This window comes from Pseudomonas sp. Marseille-Q1929 (assembly GCF_017316265.1).
Taxonomy (GTDB): domain Bacteria; phylum Pseudomonadota; class Gammaproteobacteria; order Pseudomonadales; family Pseudomonadaceae; genus Aquipseudomonas.
In genome coordinates, this window is record NZ_JAFLWU010000003.1 from 85,389 (window position 1) to 108,127 (window position 22,739).

The 22,739-nt window shown below is 60.9% G+C and carries 17 protein-coding genes and 2 tRNA genes; 11 read left to right on the forward strand and 8 right to left on the reverse strand.

Going from position 1 to position 22,739, the window contains the following annotated elements; genetic code table 11:
* Positions 1–7: 7 nt before the first annotated feature.
* The 7 genes from J1G37_RS06350 (at position 8) to J1G37_RS06380 (ending at position 10,261) form a co-directional block, all read left to right on the forward strand.
* Positions 8–421, forward strand: a complete 414-nt coding sequence (locus J1G37_RS06350; protein WP_017736774.1) for an acyl-CoA thioesterase — start codon at positions 8–10, stop codon at positions 419–421.
* Positions 422–573: 152 nt separating this feature from the next.
* Positions 574–1,470: a site-specific tyrosine recombinase XerD gene (gene xerD, locus J1G37_RS06355; protein WP_207040580.1), complete on the forward strand. Its 897-nt coding sequence runs from the start codon at positions 574–576 to the stop codon at positions 1,468–1,470.
* A gap of 139 nt (positions 1,471–1,609) precedes the next feature.
* Positions 1,610–2,341, forward strand: a complete 732-nt coding sequence (locus tag J1G37_RS06360; protein WP_017736772.1) for a thioredoxin fold domain-containing protein — start codon at positions 1,610–1,612, stop codon at positions 2,339–2,341.
* Positions 2,342–2,470: 129 nt separating this feature from the next.
* Positions 2,471–3,775: a homoserine dehydrogenase gene (locus tag J1G37_RS06365; RefSeq protein ID WP_049711679.1), complete on the forward strand. Its 1,305-nt coding sequence runs from the start codon at positions 2,471–2,473 to the stop codon at positions 3,773–3,775.
* Positions 3,776–3,842: 67 nt separating this feature from the next.
* Positions 3,843–5,252 (forward strand): threonine synthase, encoded by a 1,410-nt coding sequence (thrC, locus tag J1G37_RS06370; RefSeq protein ID WP_124525022.1) that lies wholly within the window; start codon positions 3,843–3,845, stop codon positions 5,250–5,252.
* Between the two features lie 109 nt (positions 5,253–5,361).
* Positions 5,362–8,943 carry a transporter substrate-binding domain-containing protein gene (locus tag J1G37_RS06375; RefSeq protein ID WP_207040581.1) on the forward strand — a complete coding sequence of 1,194 codons (3,582 nt, stop codon included), beginning with the start codon at positions 5,362–5,364 and terminating at the stop codon, positions 8,941–8,943.
* A gap of 73 nt (positions 8,944–9,016) precedes the next feature.
* Positions 9,017–10,261, forward strand: coding sequence for an EAL domain-containing response regulator (locus J1G37_RS06380; RefSeq protein ID WP_207040582.1), 1,245 nt, complete (start codon positions 9,017–9,019; stop codon positions 10,259–10,261).
* Here the strand turns inward: J1G37_RS06380 and J1G37_RS06385 are convergent.
* On the reverse strand, positions 10,230–10,883 hold the full coding sequence (locus J1G37_RS06385; RefSeq protein ID WP_207040583.1) for a response regulator transcription factor: 654 nt from the start codon (positions 10,881–10,883) through the stop codon (positions 10,230–10,232). The genes J1G37_RS06380 and J1G37_RS06385 overlap by 32 nt on opposite strands.
* Before the next feature lie 141 nt (positions 10,884–11,024).
* Positions 11,025–11,267: a hypothetical protein gene (locus tag J1G37_RS06390; protein ID WP_207040584.1), complete on the reverse strand. Its 243-nt coding sequence runs from the start codon at positions 11,265–11,267 to the stop codon at positions 11,025–11,027.
* Positions 11,268–11,579: 312 nt separating this feature from the next.
* Here J1G37_RS06390 and J1G37_RS06395 point away from each other — a divergent pair, with 312 nt between their 5' ends.
* A complete protein-coding gene (locus J1G37_RS06395) occupies positions 11,580–11,864 on the forward strand; it encodes a DUF3509 domain-containing protein (RefSeq protein WP_207040585.1) in 285 nt (94 codons plus the stop codon).
* 170 nt (positions 11,865–12,034) lie between these two features.
* Here the strand turns inward: J1G37_RS06395 and J1G37_RS06400 are convergent, their stop codons facing one another.
* Together J1G37_RS06400 and J1G37_RS06405 are read right to left on the reverse strand one after the other, a co-directional pair.
* Entirely contained in the window at positions 12,035–12,922 is an 888-nt protein-coding gene (locus J1G37_RS06400; protein WP_207040586.1) for a TIGR02285 family protein, read from the reverse strand.
* Entirely contained in the window at positions 12,922–14,121 is a 1,200-nt protein-coding gene (locus tag J1G37_RS06405) for a CaiB/BaiF CoA-transferase family protein (RefSeq protein WP_207040587.1), read from the reverse strand. Before J1G37_RS06405 ends, J1G37_RS06400 begins: the two co-directional genes overlap by 1 nt.
* 148 nt (positions 14,122–14,269) lie before the next feature.
* Between J1G37_RS06405 and J1G37_RS06410 the strand changes: the two genes are divergently transcribed.
* Together J1G37_RS06410 and recJ are read left to right on the forward strand one after the other, a co-directional pair.
* Positions 14,270–14,812, forward strand: coding sequence for a YaeQ family protein (locus J1G37_RS06410; protein WP_207040588.1), 543 nt, complete (start codon positions 14,270–14,272; stop codon positions 14,810–14,812).
* A gap of 172 nt (positions 14,813–14,984) precedes the next feature.
* Positions 14,985–16,694 (forward strand): single-stranded-DNA-specific exonuclease RecJ, encoded by a 1,710-nt coding sequence (recJ, locus tag J1G37_RS06415; protein ID WP_207040589.1) that lies wholly within the window; start codon positions 14,985–14,987, stop codon positions 16,692–16,694.
* 136 nt (positions 16,695–16,830) lie between these two features.
* Here the strand turns inward: recJ and J1G37_RS06420 are convergent, their stop codons facing one another.
* The 4 genes from J1G37_RS06420 to J1G37_RS06435 form a co-directional block, all read right to left on the reverse strand.
* Complete coding sequence (locus J1G37_RS06420; RefSeq protein WP_207040590.1) at positions 16,831–18,117, reverse strand: virulence factor family protein; 1,287 nt, start codon at positions 18,115–18,117, stop codon at positions 16,831–16,833.
* Positions 18,117–20,759, reverse strand: a complete 2,643-nt coding sequence (mprF, locus tag J1G37_RS06425; RefSeq protein ID WP_017736759.1) for a bifunctional lysylphosphatidylglycerol flippase/synthetase MprF — start codon at positions 20,757–20,759, stop codon at positions 18,117–18,119. Before mprF ends, J1G37_RS06420 begins: the two co-directional genes overlap by 1 nt.
* 279 nt (positions 20,760–21,038) lie before the next feature.
* Positions 21,039–21,115 (reverse strand) — tRNA-Met (locus tag J1G37_RS06430).
* A gap of 194 nt (positions 21,116–21,309) precedes the next feature.
* Positions 21,310–21,386: transfer RNA gene (locus tag J1G37_RS06435), tRNA-Met, on the reverse strand.
* 279 nt (positions 21,387–21,665) lie between these two features.
* Here J1G37_RS06435 and dinB point away from each other — a divergent pair.
* Positions 21,666–22,724, forward strand: a complete 1,059-nt coding sequence (gene dinB / locus J1G37_RS06440) for a DNA polymerase IV (protein WP_017736757.1) — start codon at positions 21,666–21,668, stop codon at positions 22,722–22,724.
* Positions 22,725–22,739: the final 15 nt, after the last annotated feature.

The window sequence follows — 22,739 nt, forward strand, 5'->3', positions numbered from 1 at the left end:
TTTGTTAATGACCACTCGCCTTGAAGAAATCCAGCGCCGCACCGACCTTTCCGTGACCCATGTGACCAAGGCGGTGTTCCCGCCGACCACCAACCACCACAACACGCTGTTCGGTGGCACGGCGTTGGCCTGGATGGATGAAGTGTCGTTCATCACGGCTACGCGGTTTTGCCGATTGCCGTTGGTGACGGTTTCCACCGACCGTATCGACTTCAATCATGCGATCCCTGCCGGCTCCATCGTTGAACTGATCGGCCGGGTGATCAAAGTGGGTAACACCAGCCTCAAGGTTGAAGTGGAAGTGTTTGTCGAGAGCATGAGTGCCGATGGCCGTGAAAGGGCGATCCAGGGTGTGTTCAGTTTTGTGGCCATTGATGCCGATAAGCGGCCGGTGCCGGTGTTGCCTGGGTTTGTAGACTGACTTGAGACCGAGTCGCGGCTATCGCAGGCAAGCCAGCTCCCACAATTGATCTGTGGTGGGTAGAAATCAGTGACCCGACACAAAACCCCTGTGGGAGCTGGCTTGCCTGCGATAGGATCTAACAGACACTACAGAAACCCGCCTGAGCCCCCATGCCCGCCATCGACCACCCCTTGATCGACCGCTTCCTCGACGCCCTCTGGCTGGAAAAAGGCCTGTCGGACAACACCCGCCAGGCGTACCGCAGCGACTTGGCCCTGTTCAATGGCTGGCTGCAGGAAAAAAACCTCGAACTGCCCAATGCTGGCCGCGAGCTGATCCTCGATCACCTGGCCTGGCGCCTTGAGCAGAACTACAAGCCGCGTTCCACTGCGCGATTCCTCTCCGGTGTGCGTGGCTTCTATCGCTACCTGTTGCGGGAAAAACTGATCGCCCTCGACCCGACCCTGCAAGTCGATATGCCACAACTCGGCAGGCCGTTGCCCAAGTCTTTGTCGGAAGCCGACGTCGATGCCTTGCTCGCCGCCCCGGACCTGAGCGAAGCCATCGGCCAGCGCGACCGCGCCATGCTGGAGGTGTTGTACGCCTGCGGCCTGCGGGTGACGGAGTTGATCAGCCTGACCCTGGAGCAGATCAACCTGCGTCAGGGCGTGTTGCGGGTGATGGGCAAGGGCAGCAAGGAGCGGCTGGTGCCGATGGGGGAGGAAGCGATCGTGTGGGTCGAGCGTTATATGCGCGACGGACGCAGTGAGTTGCTCGGTGGGCGCCCCAGCGATGTGCTGTTTCCCAGCCAGCGTGGCGAGCAGATGACGCGCCAGACGTTCTGGCACCGCATCAAGCATCAGGCCAAGGTCGCGGGTATCGGCAAGAGCCTGTCGCCCCACACATTACGTCACGCTTTTGCCACCCATTTGCTCAACCACGGGGCGGATTTGCGCGTTGTACAAATGCTGCTCGGTCACAGCGACTTATCCACAACCCAGATCTACACCCACGTGGCGCGGGCACGTTTGCAGGATATGCACGCCAAGCACCACCCACGAGGCTGAAAACCGCCAATTTGTCCCGCTGCGGGCTGCCCTTGCGCCCAACTGTGGTAGGCTTTGCCGGTTAGCAAAGGGGACGGCCCAGGCCTGTGTTTCCAAGCGGCGTTTATGCCCGTCCCTGTATCTGCCTTCAGGAGTTCCCATGCGCTTGACCCAGATTATTGCCGCCGCAGCCATTGCGTTGGTTTCCACCTTTGTTGTCGCCGATGACGCTGCCGAGCAGACCATCCGCAAGAGCCTGGCCAACCTGCAACTCGACACGCCAATCGAAAGCATCAGTGCCAGCCCGATGGCCGGCCTGTATGAAGTCAAGCTCAAGGGCAGCCGTGTGCTGTACGCCAGTGCCGATGGCCAGTACATCGTGCAGGGCTACCTGTTCCAGTTGAAAGACGGCAAGCCGGTCAACCTCACCGAGAAAGCCGAGCGCCTGGGCGTGTCCAAGTTGATCAATGGTATTCCGGTGGCCGAGACCGTGGTTTACCCGGCCATTGGCGAGACCAAGACCCACATCACCGTGTTTACCGACACCACCTGCCCGTACTGCCACAAGCTGCACGCCGAAGTGCCTGCGCTGAACAAGCTCGGCGTGGAAGTACGCTACGTAGCGTTCCCGCGCCAGGGCCTGGGCTCGCCGGGTGACGAGCAGTTGCAAGCCGTCTGGTGCTCGGCTGACAAGAAGGCAGCCATGGACAAGATGGTCGATGGCAAGGAAATCAAGGCGGCCAAATGCGCCAACCCGGTTTCCAAGCAATTCGCCTTGGGCCAGTCCATCGGTGTGAACGGTACACCGGCCATCGTTTTGGCTGACGGCCAAGTGATTCCGGGCTACCAGCCGGCACCACAAGTTGCCAAACTGGCGCTCGGTGCCAAATAAACCAGCATCGTCGAAGCATCGACGATCAAGGCTCGCTGACACGTCGGCGGGTCGTTAATTGCAAGCCGCAGTCGTGCGGCTGTTTTCCACGGCCGACCTAGTGTCGGCCGTTTCATGGGGAGTTCTTCAGTGAAACCGGTCAAAGTAGGCATCTGTGGGTTAGGGACCGTCGGTGGCGGCACCTTCAACGTACTTCAGCGTAATGCTGAAGAAATTTCCCGCCGCGCAGGTCGCGGGATTGAAGTGGCGCAAATTGCCACGCGTTCGCCAAAGCCTCAGTTCGAAACGACCGGTATTGCGATTACCAACGATGTCTTCGCCGTTGCCACCAACCCTGAAATCGATATCGTCATCGAGCTGGTGGGCGGCTACACCGTGGCCCGCGAGCTGGTGCTCAAGGCCATCGAGAACGGCAAGCACGTGGTTACCGCCAACAAGGCGCTGATTGCCGTGCACGGCAACGAGATCTTCGCCAAGGCCCGCGAGAAGGGGGTGATCGTGGCGTTCGAAGCCGCCGTGGCCGGTGGTATCCCGGTGATCAAGGCGATCCGTGAAGGCCTGTCCGCCAACCGCATCAACTGGGTTGCGGGCATCATCAACGGCACCGGCAACTTCATCCTCACCGAAATGCGCGAGAAGGGCCGCACCTTCGAAGACGTGCTGGCCGAAGCCCAGGCCCTGGGCTACGCCGAAGCCGATCCAACCTTTGACGTGGAAGGCATCGACGCGGCGCACAAGCTGACCATCCTGGCGTCCATCGCCTTTGGTATCCCGCTGCAGTTCGACAAGGCCTACACCGAAGGCATCACCAAGCTGACCACCGCCGACGTGAACTACGCCGAAGCCCTGGGCTACCGCATCAAGCACCTCGGTGTCGCGCGCAGCACCCCAGCCGGTATCGAGCTGCGTGTGCACCCGACACTGATCCCGGCCGACCGCCTGATCGCCAACGTCAATGGCGTGATGAACGCCGTGATGGTCAACGGTGATGCTGCCGGTTCGACCCTGTTCTACGGCGCCGGCGCCGGCATGGAGCCGACCGCTTCGTCGGTGATCGCCGACCTGGTGGACGTGGTTCGCGCCATGACCAGCGACCCGGAAAACCGCGTGCCGCACCTGGCCTTCCAGCCGGACTCGCTGTCGGCCCACCCGATCCTGCCGATCGAAGCCTGCGAAAGCGCCTACTACCTGCGCATCCAGGCCCAGGACCACCCGGGCGTGTTGGCCCAGGTCGCCAGCATCCTGTCGGAGCGCGGTATCAACATAGAGTCGATCATGCAGAAGGAAGTCGAGGAGCAAAACGGCCAGGTGCCGATGATCCTGCTGACTCACCGCGTGCTTGAACAGCATATGAACGATGCCATCGCCGCCCTGGAAGCCTTGCAAGGCGTGGTCGGCCCTGTGGTGCGCATCCGCGTCGAGCACTTGAACTAACCGATTTGTTCCAGGGGCCCCGTGTGTGCGGCGGCCCCTGTTCGAGAATGTTTTAGAGGAGCCAGTCATGCGTTACATCAGCACCCGCGGCCAGGCACCGGCCCTGAATTTCGAAGACGTCCTGCTGGCAGGCCTTGCCACTGACGGCGGCCTGTACGTGCCGGAAAACCTGCCACGCTTCACCCAGGAAGAAATCGCGTCCTGGGCCGGCCTGCCGTACCACGAGCTGGCGTTCCGGGTGATGCGCCCGTTCGTCACCGGCAGCATCCCGGATGCGGATTTCAAGAAGATCCTCGAAGAAACGTACGGCGTGTTTTCCCACAGCGCCATCGCGCCATTGCGTCAGCTGAATGGCAACGAGTGGGTCCTGGAACTGTTCCACGGCCCGACCCTGGCGTTCAAGGACTTCGCCCTGCAACTGCTGGGTCGCCTGCTCGACTACGTGCTGCAAAAGCGCGGCGAGCGCGTGGTGATCATCGGTGCTACCTCCGGTGATACCGGTTCGGCCGCCATCGAAGGCTGCAAGCACTGCGAAAACGTCGACATCTTCATCCTGCACCCGCACCAGCGCGTGTCGGAAGTGCAGCGTCGCCAGATGACCACCATCTTTGGCGAGAACATCCATAACATCGCCATCGAAGGCAACTTCGATGACTGCCAGGAAATGGTCAAGAACAGCTTCGCTGACCAGAGCTTCCTCAAAGGCACGCGCCTGGTAGCGGTGAACTCGATCAACTGGGCGCGGATCATGGCCCAGATCGTCTACTACTTCCATGCCTCGCTGCAGTTGGGCGGCCCGGCGCGTTCGGTGTCGTTCTCGGTGCCGACCGGCAACTTCGGCGACATCTTCGCCGGTTACCTGGCGCGCAACATGGGCTTGCCGATCAACCAGTTGATCGTCGCCACCAACCGCAACGACATCCTGCACCGCTTCATGAGCGGCAACCGGTACGTCAAGGAAACCCTGCACGCCACGCTGTCGCCGTCGATGGACATCATGGTCTCGTCGAACTTCGAACGCCTGCTGTTCGACATGCACGGTCGCAACGGCGCGGCAATTGCCGGCTTGATGGACACCTTCAAGAGCGGTGGCGGTTTCAGCGTTGAAGAAGAGCGCTGGACCGAAACCCGCAAGCTGTTCGACTCCCTGGCCGTGGACGACGCCGAAACGTGCGAAACCATCGCCGAAGTCTACGCCCAGACCGGCGAGCTGCTGGACCCACACACCGCCATCGGTGTGAAGGCCGCCCGCGAATGTCGTCGCAGCCTGGACATCCCGATGGTGATCCTCGGCACCGCGCATCCGGTCAAATTCCCGGAAGCAGTGGAAAAGGCCGGTGTTGGCAAGGCGCTGGAATTGCCAGCGCACTTGGCGGACCTGTTCGAGCGTGAAGAGCGTTGCACCGTGTTGGCCAATGACCTGAAAGCCGTGCAGGCGTTTGTGAGCCAGCACGGCAATCGTGGCAAGCCGCTCTGATCCAACGGCTTTGCAAGGTTGCTCAAGCCCGTCTTCGTGACGGGCTTTTTCATTGGGGCACGCCATACTCCAGTGGGCAATCGACTAAAAAAGAGAGGAAACCAACCCGGTGCGTTTATTGAGCCGAAGGTGCGTGTGGCTGCTGTGTTTGCTCTTGCTTGGTCAATCGCCGGCAAGCCTGGCCGCCGTCAGCCTGCCGTTCAAACTGGTGCCGGCGTTTACCCCGTTGGCAGCCTTGCCGTTGACGGCCGCCGAGCAGCAATGGCTGGCGAGCCATCGAACGTTGAAGGTCGGCATTTCCATTGCTGACTACCAGCCGATTGATATCACCCGTGACCACAATCGCTACCAGGGCATCAGCGCCGACTACCTGAGCCTGGTCGGCGCGCGCCTCGATGTGCCCATGCAGGTGATGGGCTTTGCTGAGCGGGCGCAGGCGGTGGAAGCCTTGCGCAGTGGGGCCATCGATATTCTGACCAGCGCCAATGGCTATGAACGGGATGTGCCGGGTTTGCGCTTTACCCGCGACTACATGCCGGACCGTTCGGTGGTGGTCGTGCGCCGCGACGACACCACGCAGAACGACGACCTTGAGGGCAAGAAGGTGGTCTTGCTGGAGGGCTATGCCAATGTCGGCAACGTGCATCGGGCTTATCCCGCCAGCCATATCATGCTGGCCCCGAACCTCTACAGCGGCCTGGAAGCGTTGAACCAAGGGGATGCCGATGCATTTATCGGCAATGAAGTGATTGTGCGCGCCTACAAGTCGCTGCGTCCTTACCTGGGGTTGCAGATAAACGTGGAGAGCCGGCTGGCGCCGATTGGCTTTGCCTTTGCTTCCCGCACGGCCGACCCGCTGTTGGGGGGCATGCTGGACCGGGCCCTGGCGAGTATCGACGAGTCGATACAGCGTGAAATCCTCGCGCGCTGGACCACCGGCCTGGGGGTGGGCATCGCCGCCGACCGCATTGTGTTGTCGGCCGAGGAGCAAGCGTGGCTATTGCACCATCCCCATGTGGTGGTGGTGTCCCAGCAACAGTCGCCGTACATCTTCAAGGACAAGGACGGTCAATGGGTCGGCTTGAACGTCGATCTGCTGAACCGGATTTCACGCATGACCGGCTTGCAGTTCGTGATGGAGGAAGTGTCTTCCACCGCGCAGACCCTGGAATTACTGGCAGCGGGCAGGGCGGACATGAACACCACGCTGGCGGAGAATCAGGAACGTAGGCAGTTCCTGGATTTCAGCCATGGTTTTGGCGGCGCCGGTTGGGTGTTTGTCCAGCGCAGCGACACGCCGTTAGTGGCCAGCTTGAGTGAGCTTTCCGGCCAGGTGTTGGCGTTGCCGGCCCGGCATGTGCTGGAAAACTTTATTCGCCGTGAACACCCGGACATCGAGATTCTCTCCGTCGACAACTACACCCAGGCCCGTGAGCAGGTGATCCAGGGGCGTGCGGCGGCGACGATCCAGAATGAAGTGGAGGTGCAAAGCTACCCGTCCGACGGCTTGCGCATCGGGCGCAGTGTCGAGGGCAAGTGGTCGTCCAACAGCCTGGTGGTGCGCAAGGACCAGCCCGAGCTGTTGAGCATTGTGAACAAGGCGTTGGAAGCGATGCCGGTGGCAGAGTTGAGCGCGCTGCGCTTGCGCTGGCTGGGCACGGTGCCGATCCCGACGTCGGCTTGGCAACGTGTGCCGCCATGGGCCTACTGGACGGTCGCCATGGCGCTGTTGTGTGTATTGGTGTCGTTGGTCTGGAATAGCCGGCTCAAGCGGCAGATCCAGCAGCGCCTGGTGGCCGAGCAACGGCTGAGCGACCAGTTGGCCTTCAAGCGGGCCCTGCTCGATGGCATGCCCAATCCGGTCTTCGTACGGGACCTGGCTGGCCGGTTGGTGACCTGCAACACCCGTTACGAACAGCAGTTGGCCACCCGACGCGAACTGATCCAGGGCCTGACCTTGATGGAAAGCGGCTTGCTGCCAGAAGCCACGGCCGCACGCCTGCACGCCGGGCACATGGAGCAGTTGGCCACACAGCAATCGTTGTTTGTTGATCGGCAACTGGAGTTCAACAGCGGGACGTTCCACGTTTACCAATGGACGGTGCCGTTTTTCGATGCGCGCGGCCAATTGCAGGGGCTGCTGGGCGGCTGGATCGACATCAATGAGCGCAAGGTCCTGGAGCGTCAGCTGATGGACGCACGCCAGGCCGCCGATGACGCGAACTACGCAAAAAGTGCGTTTCTCTCCACACTCAGTCACGAAATCCGCACCCCCATGACCGCCATCATCGGCCTGCTTGAGTTGGAGCAAGAACGCGCACTGGCTGAAGGCAAGCGCGTCTCCGAAGCTTTGCAGGTGGCCCATCGCTCGGCACGTGAGCTGATTGAGTTGATGGGCGATAGCCTGGACCTGGCCAAGATCGAAGCTGGCCATTTGCAGCTGGTGCCGCAGACCACTGACCTGAAGGTTTTTTTCGACGGCATCCAGCGGCTGTTTGCGGCGATGGCGAGTCAAAAAGGCCTGGATTTTACCCTGGCGTTCGACCCGGCGGCGCAAGGGGATTATTGGTTCGACCCGCTGCGCTTGCGGCAGGTCATGCATAACCTGGTGGGCAATGCGTTGAAGTTTACCGAGCGTGGTGCGGTGCGCCTCAGCGTCGATACTCGGCGCGATGAGTCCGGGGCAGAGTTCCTGCATCTGTGTGTCGAAGACACCGGGCCGGGAATCGGCGCTGAACAACAGGCTGGGGTGTTCAAGCCGTTTGTCCAGGTCAGCCCGCTGACGGCGGCTCAACATGGCGGCACGGGGTTGGGCTTGAGCATTTGCCAACAACTGGTGGAGTTGATGGGCGGCACGATCTCCCTGAGCAGCGCGGCGGGCGAGGGCACGACGATTTGCATTGACCTGTACCTGCAGCGGGTCAGCGGCGACGACAGGCCAACTGAGCCTGCGGCGGTCCTGCCGGCTGCCGGTCGCCGTTTGTCGGTGCTGATCGTCGATGACCTGGCGGCCAACCGCCTGGTGCTGGCTCAGCAGCTTCAATTCCTCGGCCACCGGGTGGTGGCCTTCGACTCGGCTGAGTCAGCCTTGCAGCGCTGGCGCGATGACGCTTTTGACGTGCTGGTGACGGATTGCAACATGCCGGGCATGTCCGGCTACGCCTTGAGCGAAGCCGTGCGCGGTATTGAAACCCAAGAGCAACGATCGCGCACGGCGCTGGTGGGGTGTACCGCCAATGCCCTGGAGGATGAGCGCCAGCGTTGCCTGGCGTCGGGGATGGATGAGTTGTTGGTCAAGCCGGTGACCCTTGAACAGTGGGCCCGGGTCCTCGCCCGCGTGGCGCCGTTGCGCACCTTCAATATCCACACCTTGCAGGCGATGACCCAGGCCGATGGGCCGGTCCTGCAGCGCATGTTGGAGGAGTTGGCGAAGAGTCTTGAACATGAGCACGATGGGATCAAGACGGCGTTGGCGTGTCAGGACTTTCCAGGGGTAATGGCCTCGTTGCATCGCCTCAAGGGGATTTGCTGCCTGGTGGATGCGCTGCCGCTGGCCAAGGCGTGTGTGGGGCTTGAGGGCTGCCTGCGTGAGCAGCGCATTGACGAGGTTGAAGCGCTGTGGCGCGTGCTGAGTGAAGCGCTGGCAGCATTCAGGGTTGAGCTGGGCACCCATTTGAGTCCGCAAGAATAGGACGTGTCCTATGGGGCGCGCATGACCTTTTGCGTAGCCTGCGCAACCTTGCTTCTGCGTCTCAGAGTTTGCCATGCGCTCCCTCAATGTCTTGATCCTCGAAGATCACCCGTTCCAACTGATGGCCCTGCACCAGATGCTCAACGCCAACGGTGTGTTCAATGTCATGACCGCCGAAACCGTAGACGCCGCCCGGCAGTCATTGGCGAGCAAGGGGCCGGTAGACATTGCCATTTGCGACCTCTATCTGGAGCAAGGTGATGCCCTTGAACTGATTCGCGAACTGGGCGAACTGCGCCAGGCTCAGGTGCTGATCCTGTTGAGCAGTGCTCAGCCTGACGTATTGGAAGGGGTCGCCAGCATGGCGCGCCAGGCTGGGTTGAATGTGCTCCGGTGTTTGCCCAAACCCGCTTCGGCCCAGTTGGTTGGGCAACTGCTGAGCGCTTGCCTGCAACACTTGCGTCCGGGGCCGCAGGTCGTGTCCTGGGATAAGGTGCGCCAACTGTTGGGTTTGAATGAGCTGGATGAGTTGCCGCCTTCGGTGGATGCCTGCCAGGTGGCCATTGCGCGCTACGCCAGCGCCAGCTTCCAGCCTATCGTTTGCCAGGCAGGTGTATTGCAGGGGGTTGAGGTGTTGGCGCGCTGGTATCTGCCTGACGGGGAAGTGTTACTGCCCCATGAATTCCTGCCGGTGCTGGAGTTTGCCGGCATGGAGGAGGCGTTTACCTGGCATGTGCTGGAAGAGGCCCTGAGCTTTGTCAGCCAGATCGTGTGGGACACGGGCGAGATCCTGCCGGTGGCGGTGAACATTCCCGGGCGAATGCTGGAGCATGCGCACTTCCCCCAGGCGCTGCAGCGCTTGCTGCAACGCCATGCCGTGCCGGCCCATAGCCTGACGCTGGAATTGGTCGAAACCACGCGGTTGAACACCGACAGTGCGCATGTCAGCAGCTTGCTGCGTTTGCGCATGATCGGGTGCAAGTTGTCTATCGGTGACTTCGGCGTCGGCGGTACCAGCTTGCAGCGTTTGCTGGAGTTGCCGTTCACTGAGCTGAAAATACCACCGGCCTTTGCCTGTGGCATGGCCCGTGATGAGCGCAAAGTGGCCGTCGTCGCGGGCGCCATGAGCATGGCCAGCCGCATGGGCATGAACGTGGTGGTGACGGGTATTGAAACCCCTGCCGATCGTGATGCAGTCGCTCTGCTGGGCCCTGCCTGGTTGCAAGGTTGCCTGATTGCACCGCCGATGGACGCCCAGGCACTGAAAGCGTGGATCTGCCGCCAGGTCAGGCCAACCCATGCTCCTGCACGTAGATAAACAGTGAGGCGTCGGTACTGAGCCCAAGCTTGCGCATGGCGCTGACTTTTTGCGCGCTGACCGTCTGCTTGCTGCGATGCAGATGGGCCGCGATCTCGCCAACGGTCAGGCCTCTCGCCAGCAGGCGAATCACCTCCAGCTCGCGGGGCGACAGCTGCTCGTGGGACTGTAATCGATCAGTGCCCAGTGCGCTCAGCGCCTGGCGAATGGTGTGGGCCACATAGCAGCGCTGCAGGCGTACCTGGCGTACCGCTTCAGGCAATTCGTTCGCGAGGCTGGCTTTGCTCAGCAAGCCCATGACACCCAGCTCCAGGATGGCGTGAAACAACCCCGCATTGTTGAGCATGGTCACCACGACGATAGGCAGCGACGGGTGATGGCGGCGCAGTTGGTCGATCAGGCGCAAGCCGTCGGCCTGGGGTTCGTCAGGCATCATGAAATCGGTGATCAACAGGTCGCAGGCACAGTGTTGCAGCAATTGGGTCAGGGATTGGGGAGAGTTGGCTTCGCCGACTATTTCCAGTTGTTCATCGCGCTCCAAGACCGCCCGCAGACCAATCAGGAAAATCGGATGGTCGTCGGCAAGGATGATGCGCAAGGGTGTTTCAGGTGCGCTTCTCAAAGTAGGTTCCCCGGGCAATTCGGGGATTCTAGCCTGTTAACCCGGTGGTGGTTGAATGTGGGTTTTTAACTGTGTGGAAACACGCCGCTTTCCGTTCCTTGGGTTGGCGGCGTTTTTTGTTTTGGCAGGCCCGGCCGAGCGTTATGAGAATAGCTTCTGCACGACCACGATCACGGTGCCGACAGCGGCATAAAAGCCTGTTGCGATACCCACCGGGTACCAGAAAGTCTCACAGGTTATCTTCAGCGATTCTTTGTTGAGTTTGTTTTGCTCTGCATTCATCTTGTTTTGCTCTGCATTCATGCGTGCTATTTCAGCAAAAATACGTGATACCTCGGCGTGCATTCTGTCTGTTGAAGTCTGCTGTTCATTTTGTTCTGCCATCGTCTTCATCCTTCGCAATAAGGGCCTTTTGACATGCGCTTTTATCTGCGTAGCCGCGTCACCAGCGCTCACCGAGTATAGGATTCACCCCCGGCCTCAGCCGTCGGCAACCCCCAAAACAGTCGCCCATTGCGTAAGCATTTATGTGCGCCGTTTTTTGCTTGTCATGTTGAAAGCGCATGCTGGAATCCGTCACCCCTGGCGGCCCCATAAAGACGATAAAGCGAACTTTCCTACGTCACAAACAGTCACTTAGGAGAGATGCAGCTCCCGTTGAACCGATTGTTCCTGAACTATTGAGTGGTGATCGAGATGGAAAGTATCAGCCTATTGCTCGAAGAAGCACTGAGCCCTTATCAGGTTACGCTGACCACCTCCGGTGTGCAGGACGAGTGCCTGGTCACCGTGAAGAACCCTGCTGGCGCCATCGTGGTCGAGCGAGAAGTGGACCGCACACAGTTGCTGGATAAACGCGTGCTGGTGGATGTGGTGGACTGCCTGCTGCGTGACATCAAGATTGCCGAAGGGCGTCTGGAACCCTCGGTCATTGCGGCGTTGCGCAACGCTGCCCAGACCCGCAGCGCGGCCGCCGCATGAAGAATTGTTTAATCATGGAAACTTCCTACAACATGGCCGGTCAGATTTTGTAACAGCAAGAGCAAACATTGTGCTCCGGTGTTTGTACCTTGTTGTACTGGTCTTTGTAGGCCACGTTTAACCCCGAAGTGTCTCCCCACTCTTCGGGGTTTCTTTTTGCCTGCGATTTGTCAGGGCTCTGGTGAGTCCTGGAAGAAGCTTGGGTTATCCCGCAGATAGTGCTCGCGCATCACCGGGTCCAGCCACGAAGCGTAGGACTGCTGCACCTGTTCCAGTGGGATGTTCAGCAGCACCTGATTGATGCGTTGAATGATCTGACGCCCCCGAGGCGTATCCGAGCAACCGATATGCGTGCGTTGGTAGGGCGCCGAGCCTTTGATCGGATAAAAGCTCAAGTCAGCAGCCGGGATGCCCTGCTGCATCGCGTGATAGCGGATTTCCGGCCAATAACCCAACACCGCCTCCAGTCGCCCTAGACGTTGCATTTGCAGCAGGCTGCCGAGGGCATCGTTGCCGTAATGAAGGGCAAGTTTGTGCGCATCGGCCTGCTTGAGCTGTCGATCGACGACCGGCCCATAACTGCGTTCGGCAATGGCGCCCGCCCGTGCTTTATGCGCATCGAAAAACGCTTGCAGGTCAAACTGGCCATCGACGATATAGGGCGCCATCGCGTCCTCCTGGCTCTGCCGGATCATGATGCCGTTGCTGGCGACCACAAACGCCTGGCTGGAAAACACGATGTATTTGGCTCGCTCTGCCGTCCACAGCAATGAGGGGTCGCAGGTGAGTGTCGTCGGCTCGCGCATCATCTGTATGCCGCGCGCGCGATTGACGTGCAGGACCTGATGTTGATAGTCCGGCAGGTGCTCGATGAGGATCGGCAACAGCTGGTCCAGTGCGCCCTGGCCCTTGCGCGGCCCCTCGAAAATGGTCAGCGGTGGCAGGTCGCGCAACAGCCAGGTCAACGTCTCGCCGGCGTGGGCCGACAGGGGCCAGCCACCGAGCATCGAAGCGACAAGGCAGAGCTGCACCCACCCGCGTTTGCACCGAAGCACCATCAGATCGCGCCTTCCTCACGCAAACGGGCAATGGCGGCGGCGTCGTAACCCAGGCTCTCCAGCAGCACGCCATTGTGCTCGCCCAGCTGCGGGCCTACCCACTCGCAGCTGCCCGGGGTGTCCGACAGCTTGGGCACGATGCCGGGCATCTTGAAGTCCTTGCCATCGGGCAACTGAGCCTTGAGGAACATTTCCCGGGCGAGAAATTGCGGGTCGCCCAGCATGTCTTCGGCACTGTAGATCCGGCTGGCGGGCACCTCGGCTTTATTCAAGGCCTCGACCACCTGCTCCAGCGGCAATGAATTGACCCATCGATCAATCACGCCATACAGCTCATCGCGACGGCTATCGCGCCCGTCATTGCTGGCCAGTGCCGGGTCGTTGGCCAGGTCTTCGCGCCCGATGGCGAGCATGAAGCGTTTGAAGATCGCATCACCGTTGGCGCCGATCTGCACATGCTTGCCGTCGGCGCTGGTGTGGATAGAGGACGGGGTAATGCCGGGCATGATGTTGCCGGTGCGCTCGCGGATGAACCCGAACACGTCGAACTCGGGAATCATGCTTTCCATCATGGCGAAGATGGCTTCATACAGCGCCACATCCACCACCTGGCCCAGCCCGCCGTTGACTTCGCGATGCCGCAGGGCCATCAGCGCGCCGATCACCGCCCACAGCGCGGCAATCGAGTCGCCGATGGAGATCCCGGTGCGCACGGGCGGGCGGTCCTCGAAACCGGTGATATAGCGCAGCCCGCCCATGGATTCGCCCACCGCGCCAAACCCTGGCTGGTCCTTCATCGGCCCGGTCTGGCCGAACCCCGACAGGCGCACCATCACCAGCTTCGGGTTCAGCGCGTGCAGGGTCTCCCAACTCAAGCCGAGCTTTTCCAGCACGCCGGGGCGAAAGTTCTCGATGAGGATGTCGGCATCCGCCAGCAACTGCTTGAGGATGGCCAGGCCGTCCGGGTGCTTGAGGTTCAGCGTCAGTGACTTTTTGTTGCGTGCCTGCACAAACCACCACAGCGAAGTGCCTTCATACAACTTGCGCCATTTGCGCAGCGGATCGCCGCCGTCCGGGGATTCGACCTTGATCACCTCGGCGCCGAACTCGGCGCAGATCCGCGAGGCAAACGGGCCGGCGATCAGGGTGCCCAGTTCGATGACTTTCAGGCCGGCAAGGGGTTTGGCATTAAGCGACATGGGGATCCTTACAAACACGGGACGGTGGTGTGATGCCTTTTAACATAGGCGAGCGGCCCATGGATAAGGATGATGCAGCGCAGTATTCGTTGAATGGCCTCGCCATCGGTTAGACTGGCCGCCTTTCCCTGTCTCTAGAAGCCCGTTCATGGCCCAGCCGTCCACGACCTACAAATTCGAACTCAACCTCACCGACCTCGATCGTTCGGTGTACGAGAGCGTCAAACAGACCATCGCCCGCCATCCTTCGGAAACCGAAGAACGCATGACCGTGCGCCTGCTGGCCTACGCCCTCTGGTACAACGAGCAGTTGTCGTTCGGCCGTGGCCTGTCAGATGTAGACGAGCCAGCCCTGTGGGAAAAAAGCCTGGATGATCGGGTTTTGCATTGGATCGAAGTCGGCCAGCCGGATGCAGACCGCCTGACCTGGTGCTCGCGTCGTACCGAGCGCACCAGCCTGCTGGCCTACGGCAGCCTGCGCGTGTGGGAAGGCAAGGTGGTGCCGGTGGCCAACAACCTGAAAAACGTGCACATCGCTGCCGTGCCGCAGGACATCCTGGAGACCCTGGCCAAGGACATGCCGCGCGTGATCAAGTGGGATGTGATGATCAGCGAAGGCACGATCTTCGTCACCGACGACCGCGGCCAGCACGAAGTGCAACTGCAATGGCTGGTCGGCGAGCGCGGCTGACCCTGTAGGAACTGGCTTCTGTGGGAGCGGGCTTGCCCGCGATTGCATCACCGCGGTCCAACTGTTTGACCGAGGTGCCTGCATCGCAGGCAAGCCAGCTCCCACATTAAATTTGTACCGTTCTCAATATTCCTGTTTAACCGTTGTATCGAAGAGAAGCCTTCCTCACCCCATGCGTATCGATCCCCGCCCGTTGCCCGCCGTCTTGCCGTTCCTCGGTGAATTGCCACCGCTGTTGACCCGTCTCTATGCCGCTCGCGGCGTGCAGTCAGAAGCCGAGCTGGATAAAAGCCTGGCGCGGTTGATTCCCTATCAGCAGCTCAAAGGGATCGACGCGGCCGTGGACTTGCTGGTGACGGCCCTGGAGCAACGCCAGCGCATCCTGATCGTCGGTGACTTCGACGCCGATGGCGCCACCGCCAGCACCGTGGGCACCCTGGGCTTGCGCTTGCTCGGCGCGGCCCATGTGGATTACCTGGTGCCCAACCGCTTCGAGTACGGCTACGGCCTGACCCCGGAAATCGTCGCGGTGGCGTTGCAGCGCGAGCCGCAGTTGTTGATCACCGTGGATAACGGCATCTCCAGCGTCGAAGGCGTGGCGGCGGCGAAAGCGGCGGGGCTGCAAGTGCTGGTCACCGACCACCACTTGCCGGGCGATGAATTGCCGGCGGCGGATGCGATCGTCAACCCCAACCAGCCGGGCTGTGGCTTCCCGAGCAAGGCCCTGGCGGGCGTGGGCGTGATCTTCTACGTGCTGATGGCCCTGCGTGCGCGTTTGCGCGACCTGGGCTGGTACACCAACAAACCGCAGCCGAACATCGGCGACTTGCTCGACCTGGTGGCCCTGGGCAGCGTGGCGGACGTGGTGCCCCTGGACGCCAACAACCGCATCCTCGTGCACCAGGGCCTGGAGCGCATTCGTGCCGGTCGTGCGCGGCCGGGGATCAAGGCGATCCTTGAAGTGGCCAAGCGCGACGCGGCGCGTATCACCTCCACCGACCTCGGTTTCATCCTCGGCCCACGGCTCAACGCCGCCGGGCGCCTGGATGACATGAGCCTGGGCATCGAATGCCTGCTCACCACCGACGTCGCCGCCGCGCGGGAAATGGCCGCACAACTGGACGGCATGAACCAGGACCGCAAATCCATCGAGCAAGGCATGCAGCGCGAGGCCCTGGCCCAGCTCAAGGACTTGCCGGTGGAGTCGATGCCGTTCGGCTTGTGCCTGTTCGACCCGGAATGGCACCAAGGTGTGATCGGCATCCTGGCGTCACGCATGAAGGAGCGTTACTTCCGCCCGACCATCGCCTTCGCCGACGCCGGTGATGGCTTGCTCAAGGGCTCAGGGCGCTCTGTGCCGGGCTTTCACATCCGTGACGCGCTGGCGGTGGTCGCGAGCCAGCATCCCGACCTGATCGCCAAATACGGCGGTCACGCGATGGCGGCGGGGCTGACACTGCCCGAGGAAAACTTCCCACTGTTTGCTGAAGCCTTTGATGCTGAAGTGCGTCGGCAATTGCGCGAAGAAGACCTCACCGGTCGTCTACTGTCTGACGGCACCCTGGCAGTGGAAGAATTTCACCTGGAACTGGCTCGCGCCCTGCGCCACGCCGGCCCATGGGGGCAGCACTTTCCCGAGCCGTTGTTTCACGGGGTGTTTCAGTTGGTGGAGCAGCGCGTGGTGGGGGAGCGGCACCTGAAGGTGGTGCTCAAGAGTGAATGCGGATCGGTGAAGCTCGATGGCATTGCGTTTGGCGTGGACCGTGAAGTCTGGCCAAACCCGACGGTGAAGTGGGTGGAGTTGGCCTACAAGCTGGATGTGAATGAGTTTCGGGGGAATGAAACGGTGCAGTTGATGATTGCGCATATCGAGCCGCGCTAGTTATCAGCCACACCATCAAACAAATGTGGGAGCGGGCTTGCCCGCGATTACGGAGTGTCAGCCAACGATGTTGTGACTGACCCACCGCTATCGCGGGCAAGCCCGCTCCCACAGTTTGTTTTGCATATGGCTAAAATTATTCGGCTTTGTCCTTGGCCTGATGCTTCACGATGATATCCACCAACCGCTGCGCCAGCGCCGGGTAGTTCTCGTCAAAGTGATGCCCACCTGGCAGCTTCAACGCTTCACCCACCGCCGTCTTGTCGGTGCAACCACTCTCGTCGACTTCTTCCGCACCATAGATGCACACCACCTTCTCCGGCGGCAGCTTGGCCATTTCCGGGCCGGTCGCCGCTTCTTTGCCGGCGTTGCCCAGCCAGCCTTCCACTTCGATTTCAAAGCTGCCGGTGCGGGCAAAGGCCAGCAGGATGATCGCGTCAACCCGCTGCTGTTCGTTTTCCGGCATGCGGTTGTAGATCGCGGGCAGCACGTCGGCGCCGAACGAGTAACCGGTCAGGACGAAACGCTTGGTGCCCCACTTCTGCCGGTAGTGTTGCATCAGTTCGGTGAGGTCCTTGGCGCTTTGTTCCGGGGTCTTGTGCTGCCAGTAGTAGCGCAGGGTGTCGATGCCGACCACCGGGTAGCCGATCTTGGCCATTTCGCCGGCCACGTCGCGGTCCAGGTCGCGCCAGCCGCCGTCACCGGAGAGGAACAGGGTCACGGTGTCCTTGGCTTGGCCTGCCGGTACTTCGACCACCGGGATTGCCAGGCCGCCGTTGTCCGAGCCCACCAGTTGCTTGCGCAGCTCGTTGTTCAGCACTTGCGGGTAGTGAATGTCGTAGTCGCTGATGCTGGTGGTGGCGCGCGGTGTGTCACGTACGAAACTGGCGCTTTCGTCGTCAGGGTTGTCGTTCCACGCCACCAGCCAGTTGCCATGGGCTGAAGTTTTTGGCAGTGGATCCTTGCAACCTTCCTGCACCAGGGCGAAGCCAACGGAGATGGCATTGGCCTTGTCGTCGTTCTGGGTGGCCAGCCAGCGCCAGGCAAGGCCTGCGCCAGGGCCGATGCCGCTGACCAGCGTTGCCGGGCCCTTGAGCTGAGCCAGGGCGCTTTGCAGTGCTTGTTCCTGCAGCTTGCAGTCATCCTTTGGCAGGACAACCTGTACGATTTGTGCCTTGCCGCCCTGGCTCAGGGCAATCAGTTGGCTATCGGTCAGGGTTTCATCTGCCATCACGGCCACGACGACGCGGGCTTTGGGTGTGCCGTTTGGCGTCACGCGGGTGATCGCCGAGCCGTCCGCCTGGGGCAGTTGCTCCAGGGTCGGCTGCGGGGCAGGGCGGTTCCAGTACCAAAAGCCACCGCCTGCGATCAGGGCGAGCAGCACTACAGCGACCAATACATACCGCCAGGAACGTCGAATCATCAGCGTTTCACCAATCCAGTCAAGCCGCCCGCGATCAGGGCGGCGGTATCGGCCAGTGCCACCAGCGGATCAAGTCCTGCGGGCACGGCCATGTAACGGGGTTCCCAGTCAGGCTGGAACTTGTCTTTGAAGCGGCGCAAACCTTGGAAGTTATACAGTTGCTCGCCACGACGGAACACCATCGAACCCAGGCGTTGGGTCAGTGGGGCGCCGCGTCGTGGTTGCAGGCCCGACAACGGCACCATGCCGAGGCTGAAGCGGGCGTAGCCGTGACTCTTATAGTGTTGAATCAGGCCGACCATCATGAACTCCATGGTCAGCTTGGGCGCGTCCGGGTGCGCACGCATCAGGTCGAGGCTGGCCAGGTCGTGGTTGTAGGTCTCGAGCAGGTTGGCGAAAGCCACTGGGCGCCCTTCGAAGCGAATGATCGCGATACGAAAGTGCTTGAGGTAGTCGTCGCTGAATCGTCCCAGGGAAAAGCCTTTTTCCCGCACGTTCTTACCGGTCAGCCAGGCGTCGGAGATGACTTTGAGTTCATCCATCGGCGCCGTGCCCGGTTCATGGATCTCCAGGGACAGGCCGTCCCGGGTGCCACGGTTCCAGGTGTAGCGCAGGTCCTTCATCTCTTTGCCCTTGGCTTCCAGGTCAAAGCGTTTCAGGTCGACGCGGGCTTCTTCGCCCAGCTTGATCGCGGTGAGGCCGATGTCCATGTAGTACGGCAGGTTTTCCGCCCGCACCTGGTAGAACACCGGGCGCGCATGGTGGATGTCGCACAGGTCGCGGAACTGCCAGATCATCTCGGCACGCGGTTGGGTCGGGCCGATCGGGTCGTACAAGGCTACCAGGCTGCGGCCGCGACGGGCGTACATGAGGAAAGCTTCATCATTGGGATGGAACAGCAGCGCTTTGTCGCCAGTCAGCGCCAGGCCGCCGTCGGGCTGGGACGAGGCCATCAGGATCTTGCTGGCGCGCTCCAGTTCTTCCGGGGTCGGCAGGTGGATGATCGGGCGTGCGGTGCGCAGCAGCCAGGTCAGCGACACGATCACCAGCAGCACGGCGGCACCCAGCAACGAGCGCAGGCCGCGTGGGGCGTTGGCGTCGAGGGTGAACTGCCACCACAGTTGGTGGCTGTAGGGCACGTCTTGATAGGCGAACAGCAGCAGCCAGATCGACGCGCCGAGCACGCAGACGCTGGCCACCAGGTACAGCGGTGAGAACGGCAGTTCGGTCAGGCGGCTGGCGCGGTAGAACGAGCGGCGGAAGATCGCCAGCAGGATCGCGGTCATGGTCATCAGACTGGCTTCTTCCCAGTCGAAACCCTTGAGCAGCGAGAGCAGGGCGCCGGTCAGCAGCAACACCATGGTCAGCATCCAGGCCGCCGACAAGCGTCGGCGCAAACCCTGGGCCAGCAACAGGCACAACACACCGATCAGGCTGGCGCCGAAGTGCGAGGCGTCAATCAGGCGGTGGGGAATCAGGAAGCCGATGTTTTCCAGGCGTGAGTCGATTTCTGGCGTGGCGCCGGAAAACAGCAGGACCACGCCGGACAAAAAAACCAGGACGGCCAACACTGGTGCCGCCAGGCCAGAGGCGACCCGCAGGCTTTGCTGGGTCTGGAACAGGCGCTGCGCTTCATTGACCAGCAGGAACACGCAGGCGATCAGCAATGGCAGCACCACATAGATCATGCGGTACAGCAGCAGGGCGGCAGCCAATGGCGCAGCACCGAGTTTGTCGGCGAAGGCGGCGAGCAGGATCGCTTCGAACACACCCACACCGCCCGGCACATGGCTGAGCACGCCGGCCGCCAGGGCCAGCAGGTATACCAGCAGGAACGGGCCGAAGGGTGGCGCTTCCGGCAGCAACATATAGAGGACAGTGGCGGCGGCAGCGACGTCCAGTGCGGTGATGATCAGTTGCAAGAAGGTCAGGCGACGGCCCGGCAGGCGCAGGGTGCGCCGGCCGGCTTTCACCAGCAGATTGTCCGGGTAGGGTTGCTCAGGCAGGCGGCGACGATAAATGCCGATGCACAGCACCGCCGACAACAGCAGCACCGCGCCAGCAATTCCGCCCAGCACCGCTTGCGGCAAATGCAGGTAGGTCGAGGCGGCCGGCAGGTTGCTCAGCGTCGCCAGTGCAGCCAGTGGTGGCAGGGCGGTGCCCAGGGCCAGGCTGGCAAACACGGTCATGTGGGCGACTTCTGAAGCCCCGATGCCATGCCGTGCATATAAACGGTAGCGTACCGAGCCGCCGGAGAGCATCGACAGGCCAATGGCGTTGCCAATGGCAAAGGCGGTGAAGCCGCCGAGGGCCAGGGTCTTGGCCGGCAGGTTCACGCCGGCGTAGCGCGCACCGGAAAACTCATAGCCCAACAGAATGACGAAACCGGCGACGGCTGCAGCAAACGCGCCGAGTAGGGCGGGTTTGGGCACTTCCAGGATTGAGTCATGCAGGGCGTAAAGGTCCAGTTCCAGCAGCAAGTGCCGGCAGGCGATCAGGGCGATTGCGAACAGCAGCAACGTGACGGCCAGCCCGATAGGTTGGCGGTATTTGCTCAACAGATCCAGCCAGCGCAAACGGGCGGGAGCGATCGGTTGTTCTGCTGTGACGGTGTCTAGTGGTTCAGACGAGTTGGCGCGCATCAATCACCTCGTGGATTGTGCGCGACAGGATGGAGGTATCCAGCCAAGTTACCAATCCCTATGGACAAAATAATTACAAATATTAACGCGGATCGCCGGGGGCGGCGACTGCGGCCATTGGTCGTAGAGGGCAGCGCTTGAGCATTGAGCATAGCTTGCAATGAGATGGACTCTACAAACCGTCTACGGTTTCATGAAAGATGCCATGCCATTGTTTCAGAAGGACTTTTTCACCGGATACAAAAAAGGCCACTCTTTCGAGTAGCCTTTTTTGATGTTTGGTTGCGGGAGCCGGATTTGAACCGACGACCTTCGGGTTATGAGCCCGACGAGCTACCAGACTGCTCCATCCCGCGTCTGTGGGCGGCATTCTACAGCCAAGCGGCGGGGTGTCAACCGTTAATAGATGTATCGGTCAAATAAGTGTGAATTAGCCGTTGAATGGCCGCCCGCGAGCGGTAAGTGCGCGATAGACAAAGATTTTTGTCCGACAATCAAAAACAGACGTGCACAAAAAAGGCCACTCTTTCGAGTAGCCTTTTTTGATGTTTGGTTGCGGGAGCCGGATTTGAACCGACGACCTTCGGGTTATGAGCCCGACGAGCTACCAGACTGCTCCATCCCGCGTCTGTGTGTCGGCATTCTACAGAGGAACGCTGGGGTGTCAACCGCTTAATCGAAGAAAAGCGCTTGTGGTTCAATCGGTTAGCTCTCCAAGGGGGTTGCGTAAAGCCTTTTGGCCCAGTCTGGCTAAGGGTTTCAGCTCTATCGGGAGGCTAGATTCGATTGAAAAAATAAATTCATCCGCGAATCTTCCTATCGCTCAAGCGGAAGATTCAAACTACTGGTGCTATATACAGGTGCGGGTGCGATACTGGCGATCCGTTGAATCAACCCTCTGTTTATATGACGCAGCGCAAAATCATCCACGTCGACTGTGACTGTTTCTACGCCGCCATCGAGATGCGCGACGACCCGAGCCTGGCGCAAAAGCCGTTGGCGGTAGGCGGCTCGGCTGACCGGCGCGGAGTGATCGCCACCTGCAACTACGAGGCGCGGGCGTATGGGGTGCGTTCGGCCATGTCTTCACGCCACGCCTTGAAGCTGTGCCCGGACCTGACCATCGTCAAGCCGCGCATGGATGCTTATAAGGAAGCGTCGAAAGAAATCCACACGATCTTTCGCGACTACACCGACCTGATCGAGCCGCTGTCGCTGGATGAAGCCTACCTGGATGTGTCCGACTGCCCGCACTTTGGCGGCAGTGCCACGCGTATTGCCCAGGATATCCGGCGTAGGGTTTCCAATCAGTTGCACATCACCGTCTCCGCTGGCGTGGCGCCGAACAAGTTCCTGGCCAAGATCGCCAGCGACTGGAAGAAACCCAACGGCCTGTTCGTGATTACCCCGGACCAGGTCGAAGACTTTGTGTCCCAATTGCCGGTGAACAAATTGCACGGTGTCGGCAAAGTCACGGCGGACAAGCTGGCGCGCCTGGGCATTGAAGACTGCTTGCAGTTGCGCGAATGGAACAAGCTGGCGCTGGTGCGCGAATTCGGCAGTTTTGGCGAGCGACTGTGGAGCCTGGCGCGTGGGATTGATGACCGGGTGGTGCACAACGACAGTCGTCGGCAATCCATCAGCGTGGAAAATACCTACGATGTCGACCTGCCGGATCTCTCAAGCTGCCTGGCGAAACTGCCCGAACTGATGGAAACCCTGGCTGGGCGCATGGCGCGTATCGACAGCAGCTACCGTGCGGGCAAGCCGTTCGTTAAAGTGAAGTTTCATGATTTTACCCAGACGACCCTGGAACAGGCGGGGGCAGGGCGGGATCTGGAGAGTTATCAACAGCTGCTGACGCAGGCGTTTAATCGGGGTGGGAAGCCGGTGCGGCTATTAGGCATTGGTGTGCGGCTGCTGGATTTAAGCAGCGGCAACGAACAACTCGAATTCTCCTGGTAGAAACCGAATAAAACT